Origin of the sequence: Oceanobacillus indicireducens (assembly GCF_014647195.1) — a bacterium.
Lineage (GTDB): Bacteria > Bacillota > Bacilli > Bacillales > Amphibacillaceae > Oceanobacillus > Oceanobacillus indicireducens.
The window spans coordinates 41,078-49,121 of sequence record NZ_BMOS01000026.1; the positions used below are offsets into that span (position 1 = coordinate 41,078).

Sequence of the window (8,044 nt, forward strand, 5' to 3'; positions counted from 1 at the left end):
ACAGGCGTTGCGACAGGACGTCGCGTACTTAAGCCTGTAAGGGCACTTGCGCCTTTGATCAATTTTCACGTGGAAGGATGAGGTTTGCCGAATGAAAACTCGTGAAATACATATGATGGGTACGATTATTCAATTATCGGTTCAGCATAAATACGCGGATTTTGTCTTAGATGAATTGATTATTCGCCTTGAGGAATTTAATAAACGCTTCAGTGCCCATGACCCGGACTCAGAATTGATGCAGATTAATAAAAACGCTGGAATCATGCCAGTGAATGTCCACCCTCAGTTATACGAACTGATTAAAATTGGAAAATTACATAGCACGCCTGCAGACAGTTCTTTAAATATTGCAATTGGTCCGCTTGTTGAAGCATGGCGCATTGGTTTTGGCGGTACAGAAGTTCCAGCAGATAAAGAGATTCAAGCTTTACTTCCTAAAACGGATCCGATGAATATTATTCTTAATGATGCGGAACATACCGTGTTTTTAAAAGAACCCGGAATGTTCATTGATTTGGGGGCGCTAGCAAAAGGCTTTATAGCGGATCTATTGATAAATGATATTGAAACGCTGGAAGTGAAAGCGGCCATCATTAATCTGGGCGGGAATGTCCTCACCTATGGAAAATCACCAAATCAGCCAGATGGATTCTTTCGCATTGGAATTCAGTATCCATTCGAGGCGCGTGGAAATCATATCGCGATTGTTAAAGCATTCAATCAATCCGTCGTTACTTCTGGCATCTACGAAAGAAAATTAACCTTAAATAATAAGACTTACCACCATATTTTAGATCGGCACATAGGTTATCCGATTGAAACTGAAATTGCTGGCTTGACTGTTGTATCCAAACGTTCAGTCGATGGTGAAATTTGGACAAGCCGTTTATTCGGGAAGTCGGCTGAGGCAACAATTGCTGCTTTAGAAGCAGTAGAAGATGTCACGGGAATAGTCATTACAAAAAACGGAGAGCTTCATTATTCCGAATCGCTCCAGCCATATTTGGTTATTTAGATGTTCCAAGAATAAATGTATCCCTTCCGTCAAAAGCTATCCCTATAAGGAAGGAGGACACAATCATGACATCAAGACCAAAAGGACCGAAACAAAATAAAAATCCAGATCTGCCGCAAAGTCCAGTTCAGCCTTATGGGGAACCTTTATCCGGCTCGAAAAAGACAAAAAAAGCGAATCATTCCAGACAAAATTATAATCCGCATCATGGATTATAATAGATGACGATCAGTTCGAGAGAGAATGTATTTAATCACTTGAGTGGAATTATTTAGTGTGCTTTGGTTGATTAGAGTGCTTCTTACTTCTGAATAGAGATTATTTAGTTTATTTCAAATTGATTAGAGTACTTCTAATCACTCGAGCAGAAATTATTCACCTTGCTTCGTTAGAATAGAGCGCTTCTCATCGCTTGAGCAGAAAATTATTTCCTTGCTCCGTTTGAATAGAGCACTTCTAATCGTTCGGGCGTAAATTTTTTGCTTTATTTTAGTTGAATAGGGTACTTCTAATCGCTTGAGCGTAAATAATTTACCTTACTTCGGTTGATTAAAGTGCTTCTAACCAGAAAGATCTTACTCAATTCAGCCGTTTAAATGCTTTTATCATCAAAGAAATAGACAAGGGGAGGGGTTTATGTTGCAAGTTAGAATAGAAATAACTTACCGGACGAAAAATGGGGCTGAAGCGGAGTTTAGTTCTGATTACATGGAGGCAGAACCCGCCCTTGTCATCGCTCGCGATCTCGAGAAAACGGAGAGAATGAAACAATTAACAATTATTGATACGTACGATGTAAGTTGGACGTTAAAACAGTTAACGAAATTTATGGAAAAGGTTAAAACAGAACCCCATGATATCGTCGTTTATTTTGATGGCGGATTTGACCAGAATACACAGAAAGCCGGATTAGGTTGCGCAATTTACTATAAACAGGATGAAAAATCATATCGAATTAGAAGAAATGCTTTAGTAGAAGGTTTAATCAGCAATAATGAAGCCGAATATGCAGCACTTCATCTCGGACTGAAGGAATTAGAACTGTTAGGCGTCCATCATTTACCAATTACGTTCGTGGGAGACTCCCTTGTCGTTATTAATCAACTTAATGATGAGTGGCCGTGTTATGAAGCCGAATTATCAAAGTGGATGGACCGGATTGAAGCAAAAACGGAGCAACTCGGAATTGCGCCAACCTATGAAAGTGTTTCACGTAAAAAGAACCGCGAGGCAGATCAATTGGCGACACAAGCTTTACAAGGAGTTGAAATTACGAGTCACTCGGAGCAGTAAATAAAAAAAGGGATCATGCATCCCTTTTTCTTTACGTCCATCTATTTGCCTTTTAAAAAGCGCCCGAACCTCCGCCGCCACCGCCAACTCCAGTACCTGAACTTGATGAAGAATTTACTGACTGGGCTACAGTCCTTGTCGCCGAACTAAAACTTGTATTCGCGGTAGATGAAAGTGTCAGTAACGCTAATAAGTTGGCAGTTGAATCAGGTTGTCCGACGGCATTACTTTCAATAAAGTATTTATTTTTCTCCTGAAGTTTCTTATCCTTCAGTCCAGCGGAGAAAATGAGCGCGCGTTCTTTATCATCTTTAGGTAACGTGTACCAGCTACTTGATTGTAGATCATTAAAGTCTTCTTTAAATTGTTGCCATTGCAAGCTAATAAGTTGCCCCTTGACAGTCCGCGTTTGGAACACAAGGACAAACAAGAGAAGGCCGCCTAGAACAATGAGATTAAAAACAAGCCACATATATAATTCATGGACACCGAATAATATGATGAGTGAAAGTAATAAAAGACTGATTAGCCCCGTAATCCAGCGGGGTTTTATATGCTTATTGAGCAGTCGATGTGACTTTATTTCTTCCTTTAATAATTGCTTATACTCTACTAGAGCCTTATAAAACGTCTCCTGATTTGTCGTCTTCTTCGTATATTTTTCCAGCTGGTCAAAGGAAAATATGCGATTTTCCCCAATCTTTTTAAACAAGAGATCCATAATCAATGTTTCGTGCTCAAGATCCGTATTCTCATGAACAAGATAAAAAGTATCATTTTCCCTCTGCTCAATATTCCCTTTCCTTACTAAATCCATCATTGCCGCCGTCAGCATATCCCCATGCTCTGCTACCTGATTACGGAAATAAAGAATCGTTGCGGGCATACTCATCATTTCCTTTGGAACTAAGGAAACTTTATGATATTGGTGCTCGGCTTCACGCTTCGCCATTTCTTCCTTTCTTCCGCCATAAACTAAGAGGAGGAGTAAATATAAGCCAAATACTGTTGTTACATAAGGTGCAAGATCTCTAAGTGTTTCTTGACGAGCGAGAAAAGCTGCTTCCTTATCGGCTAGTTTTTGTTCTTCACGAATCATTTCATCCCGAATGGTTCCATCGTGCATCGGTGCGGCAGAAAATAAAGCGTTATCGTATGCTACACGTATATCCCCATTCTTCCCGCTATCCACAAGGCCCATCTTGAAGACAACTGTCCCATCACTATCGATGTTTTCCGTTTTATAAGCTTCATCCAATCCATATGCTATAACATCTGTCGTCATCTTAGGTGGATGAATCGTAACGGTGAAATTCTCATAATCGCTCTCATTGCTTGTATCAAAAAATGGCCAGTAAAATTGTGCCATATCTTCATAAACTTCGACACCGTCCTGGATCAAATAAGAAAGTTCAATCGTAACCGTCTCATTTTTCCCGCTTCTAAATACCTTGTACGTGTCATCGTCTCGTTCAACTTCTAAGCTAGTCCCATTTTCACTAGCTGCAAAATCTGTAATGGAAGTACCTTTTTTCGGAATAAGGCTACGGGTGATTCCATTGAACTTCCCATCAAATTCATACGTATGGAATTCTGTCACTTTGACATTTCCATCCTCCAACAGGTAAGCATCAATATCTGTTTCATTAATTATAAAGTCGACCGCTAGTGCATGGAGCGGGAACAGTGAAACCCCAACTAATATTGCCAGAAAAAGAGTGACTAACCTTTTCATGTAAACCCCTCACTTTCTTAAAAGTAATACGAAAGAACAACCGAAAAAGATTCACTGGGACGTGGGGTCAGTGCATCTGTCCCAGTTTTTTGCCTTCATAATACGAATAGAGTACATTTATTAATAAAAGCTTAATATCTCCGGCATATTGGACGATATGAAATAAGGAGGACTATTTATTTCTGCTACAATCCAAAATGAAGATAGGAGTGCTTGAATGAAAAAGATTTCAGGGTTACTTAACTTTAAAAAACTTAAAACAAAGGTGTTATTTGGTTTTTCTATTATTATGTTATTAGTTGTCCTTTTAAGTGGATTCACTATTTACTCGATTAATTCCGTAAATAACGATTTGGATATCGTATTGGATAGGGAAATAGAATTAATGATTGCTGATGAAGGGTTGGCAAAAAACATGCTGGACCGAACAAGGTTGATTCAGGGTTATATTTTGTTCGGTAATGAAGCATATAAAGAAGCTTTCGAAGCGGGACTAGAAGAGAGTATTGCATTAGAAAATCGGGCAGCAGAGCTAAGTAGTTCAGCGGAATTAGAATCATTACTTGAAAGAAAAATAGAGTGGGGTTACCTAACAGATGAGATAATTGAGGCTTATGAAAAAGGAAATGTAGATGAGGCAGGAGTTATTTTAGAAACATCACTTGAACCGCTTGGGGGAGAATTAATCGATGGGTTTGGAAATCTGGCAGAGGCTACAGAACAAAGAATTCAAGTGATTGGTGAAGAGATCCAACAAAATGTAAATACACTTATGACTTTTGGTATTGTTATTTCTTTGGCGGTGATTGTTCTAGGGATTACAATCGCAATGTTTACTGCGCAGATAATTACAAATCCAATTCAAACCGTAATGAAACGAATGAAATTAATAGCTTCTGGTCATTTGAATAATGAGCGGTTGACCGTAGATATGCGAGACGAAATTGGACAATTGGTGTCGGCAGCAAATGATATGAATGATAATATGCGGGATATTATGGTGAAAATCACGGACGTCTCCCATACGGTTTCAGCACATAGTGAAGAACTCACGCAATCTGCTTATGAGGTGCGTTCAGGTACGGAGCAAATCACTAGTACAATGGAAGAATTGGCGTCAGGAGCGGAAACACAAGCCTATCAATCCGGTGATTTGTCCAATATGATGTCTAATTTTACAGAGCAGATTGAAGAAGTAAATCGTAACGCAGCACATGTGCAAAAAGAATCGAATCAAGTGTTAGAAATGACGAATGAAGGATCCGTGCTAATGGATTCATCAACGAATCAGATGGAAAGTATTGATGCAATGGTACAAGCGACAGTGAAAAAAGTGGAAGGATTAGATGAACAAACGCAAGAAATTTCTAAGTTGGTCACAGTTATACAAGATATTGCCGCTCAGACGAATTTATTAGCGTTAAATGCTGCAATTGAGGCGGCAAGAGCTGGTGAAAATGGACGTGGATTTGCAGTAGTCGCTGATGAAGTCGGCAAACTTGCTGCACAGGTAGGTAGTTCGGTAACAGATATATCAGGGATTGTCTATAATATACAAACTGAATTCAGTGAAGTGACAACTGAATTAAATCAAGGTTATGAAGAAGTGAAGGAAGGAACCATTCAAATTCAAAATACGGGAGAGAAATTTACAAGTATTCGTGAATCTGTAACGGATATGGTTGGCAATATGCAGAAGATCTCAGATAACGTTTCGGAATTTGCAGCGAGCAGCCAAAAAATGAATTCCTCTATACAAGAAATTGCAGCTGTCTCTGAAGAATCTGCCGCAGGAATTGAGCAAACATCTGCATCATCGGAACAAACAAGCAGCTCCATGGAAGAAGTAGCCAAGAGTGCAACAGAACTAGCCCGATTAGCAGAGAACCTAAATGAATTAGTAAATCAATTCCAAGTTTAACGCGATTGGGACACGGGGTCAGAGCAAATGTCCCACTTTTGTTCTGCGTAACGAATATTATAATCTACACTACATTTTAAGCAAGATAACACTAAAAATAGGTTGTCCCTTTAGTAGACAACCCATTTTTATGTTATTTATCCAATTCAATCGTTTCGTTCACATGTGTCGATTCAGCATTTTTCCCTGTCATGCGTTTATAGAGAAAAGCGATTCTTTTCGTGAAGTTCCCGGTTTCCCAATATTCAGCTGCTTCAGCTTTTACCTTTATCAAGACAATGTCAGGGTTATCATAAGAGGTTTGCAAAACTTTCTCGTATGCTTTACTCCACAATTCCTTTTTCTTGTCTAAATCCTCAACAATCTCAGCTTTCCCTCGCACCGAGACATAAGATTTACCTGCATATGCAACATTCACTTCTTGATCATGTAAAATTTCCTTATATTTATCCGTTTCTTTTTTAGTGAAGAACCATAAGTCCCCATCAAACTCTACTTCTTGCGTTTTCATAGGGCGTGAAATAAGTCCTTCTTCGGTTAATGTCGTCAACATCGCAGTATCTACACCCTTGATTAGTTCTCTTAATGTCTCCATTTCTTCTTGTTTCATCATTTTAGAAATTGCTCTCACCTCATTTCTTTTTCTATCGTTATATATTTCCCTTAGACCATTGAGATATGCAATGGCTAACATCAATATAAAAAGACTGTCCGCATTACCGCAAACAATCTTTGTCCTTCATTTCTCCTCTAGTTTATGTACAAGTTCATTACATCTGTATTGTCTAATTGATCCCATTTAATTTGGTTCAGTAATAGTTGGTAGCCGTGCCCCAAATAGTGTTCTACTTCAAATTCCAATACAGCTTTCTCCGTTAAACTATACTGTTGCAAAACGCCATTTACTGTATAGTCATCTATAATTTGTGCGTAATAGATTTCAGCATAAGGGCGCAAATTTGGTGCTTTTTCCAAAATCACTTCTTGGTCCAACAAAGCATGGGAAACATGTCTGATAATATTCTTTTCATGTATGAGTAAAGCTCCGATTGGATGTGGGAACTGATTAACGATTGTTTCTGGTAAAGATTGTAAGGCATTTACAGCTGCTGGGTCACCTTGTTTGTAGTTTTCCAGGAAAGTATGTAAGGAAAGATGCACCGCAGCTAGATTAAAATTAACCGCTAAGTCATGTTGTTTTTTTAAATAAAAGGCTTGTGCTATTGATTGCAATAAATTAACAGATATTCCTTTTTCATTAATAATCTGTTGATAATAATCAATCGCCAAGTCAAATTTTCTTTCACGTTGTGCCTGTACTGCTAATTCAAAAGTACTCATTATATCAGCTCCATAAAAAAATAAATTAAAATGCATCTTTTCCATTTTAATTAGTAATGTTCTATATGTCCATCTAAAGTTCTTCAGGGATCGAGTCAAGTACTTGTAGGAGTTTTTTAAGTCCTTTATTTTATAGTATTATCGTTCAGCTCTATGTTGGCGTTATCAAGCCTAGATCCCTTTAATAAAAATTATGTTTATAGGGGTATATTTCCCATTACACTCTTTCTTAATCAATCGGATATGTCGAGGCTCGATTGATTGAAGAAGTCAATAGAAAACTAGAAGACTGTCTGTATTTCGCAGACAGTCTTCTATCATACAATGCAGGGGAATATTTTTCTTCAAAAAACCGAATCATTATTATTCCACTGAATCGGATTCCTCATCAGCACCAAATCCAGGATCCTCGGTTTCCGAATCCTCATCTGGCTCAGTGTTTGAATCCTCAGCATCGTCTAGGTCTGATCCAGGTTCTGAACCGGAAGCAGGTTCCTCTTCATCCGTTTCCGTATCCAGTCCCGGGTCTGTTTCTCCTGTATCTGGGGTCGTCTCCGTTTCAGGTGGATTCTCCATGATTTCATCTTGATCTTCCGTTTCTCCTGAACAAGCAGCTAATGTCGCCGCGATTCCAATTGAAAGTACACCTGCAAGAACTTTTTTGATTTTCATAATTGGACCTCCTCATAATTTTTCGTATTGTCAAAAGTTCTTTAGTAAAAACCTGTGTTTTTGT

8 protein-coding genes are annotated in these 8,044 nt (G+C 38.6%); 4 read left to right on the forward strand and 4 right to left on the reverse strand.

The features are described from left to right. Nucleotides 1-91: 91 nt before the first annotated feature. The 3 genes from IEX94_RS14915 (at nucleotide 92) to IEX94_RS14925 (ending at nucleotide 2,311) form a co-directional block, all read left to right on the forward strand. The gene (locus tag IEX94_RS14915; RefSeq protein ID WP_188858577.1) at nucleotides 92-1,018 is read left to right on the forward strand and encodes an FAD:protein FMN transferase; all 927 of its coding nucleotides are present in this window, start codon (nucleotides 92-94) and stop codon (nucleotides 1,016-1,018) included. 65 nt (nucleotides 1,019-1,083) lie between these two features. Next, on the forward strand, nucleotides 1,084-1,236 hold the full coding sequence (locus IEX94_RS14920) for a small acid-soluble spore protein P (protein WP_156856994.1): 153 nt from the start codon (nucleotides 1,084-1,086) through the stop codon (nucleotides 1,234-1,236). A gap of 418 nt (nucleotides 1,237-1,654) precedes the next feature. After that, a complete protein-coding gene (locus IEX94_RS14925; protein ID WP_308425613.1) occupies nucleotides 1,655-2,311 on the forward strand; it encodes a reverse transcriptase-like protein in 657 nt (218 codons plus the stop codon). 52 nt (nucleotides 2,312-2,363) lie between these two features. On the opposite strand, the gene IEX94_RS14930 is transcribed toward IEX94_RS14925, so the two are convergent. Further along, on the reverse strand, nucleotides 2,364-4,046 hold the full coding sequence (locus IEX94_RS14930) for a DUF2207 domain-containing protein (RefSeq protein ID WP_188858581.1): 1,683 nt from the start codon (nucleotides 4,044-4,046) through the stop codon (nucleotides 2,364-2,366). 217 nt (nucleotides 4,047-4,263) lie between these two features. Here IEX94_RS14930 and IEX94_RS14935 point away from each other — a divergent pair, with 217 nt between their 5' ends. Then, nucleotides 4,264-5,967 carry a methyl-accepting chemotaxis protein gene (locus IEX94_RS14935; RefSeq protein ID WP_188858583.1) on the forward strand — a complete coding sequence of 568 codons (1,704 nt, stop codon included), beginning with the start codon at nucleotides 4,264-4,266 and terminating at the stop codon, nucleotides 5,965-5,967. A gap of 133 nt (nucleotides 5,968-6,100) precedes the next feature. Here IEX94_RS14935 and IEX94_RS14940 read toward each other — a convergent pair whose 3' ends face one another. The 3 genes from IEX94_RS14940 to IEX94_RS14950 all read right to left on the reverse strand — a co-directional run bounded on the left by IEX94_RS14940 (nucleotide 6,101) and on the right by IEX94_RS14950 (nucleotide 7,980). Beyond that, nucleotides 6,101-6,589: a pyridoxamine 5'-phosphate oxidase family protein gene (locus IEX94_RS14940; RefSeq protein WP_188858593.1), complete on the reverse strand. Its 489-nt coding sequence runs from the start codon at nucleotides 6,587-6,589 to the stop codon at nucleotides 6,101-6,103. Nucleotides 6,590-6,717: 128 nt separating this feature from the next. Further along, nucleotides 6,718-7,308 carry a hypothetical protein gene (locus IEX94_RS14945; protein ID WP_188858585.1) on the reverse strand — a complete coding sequence of 197 codons (591 nt, stop codon included), beginning with the start codon at nucleotides 7,306-7,308 and terminating at the stop codon, nucleotides 6,718-6,720. Nucleotides 7,309-7,671: 363 nt separating this feature from the next. Continuing rightward, nucleotides 7,672-7,980: an EexN family lipoprotein gene (locus IEX94_RS14950; RefSeq protein ID WP_188858587.1), complete on the reverse strand. Its 309-nt coding sequence runs from the start codon at nucleotides 7,978-7,980 to the stop codon at nucleotides 7,672-7,674. Between the last annotated feature and the right edge of the window lie 64 nt (nucleotides 7,981-8,044).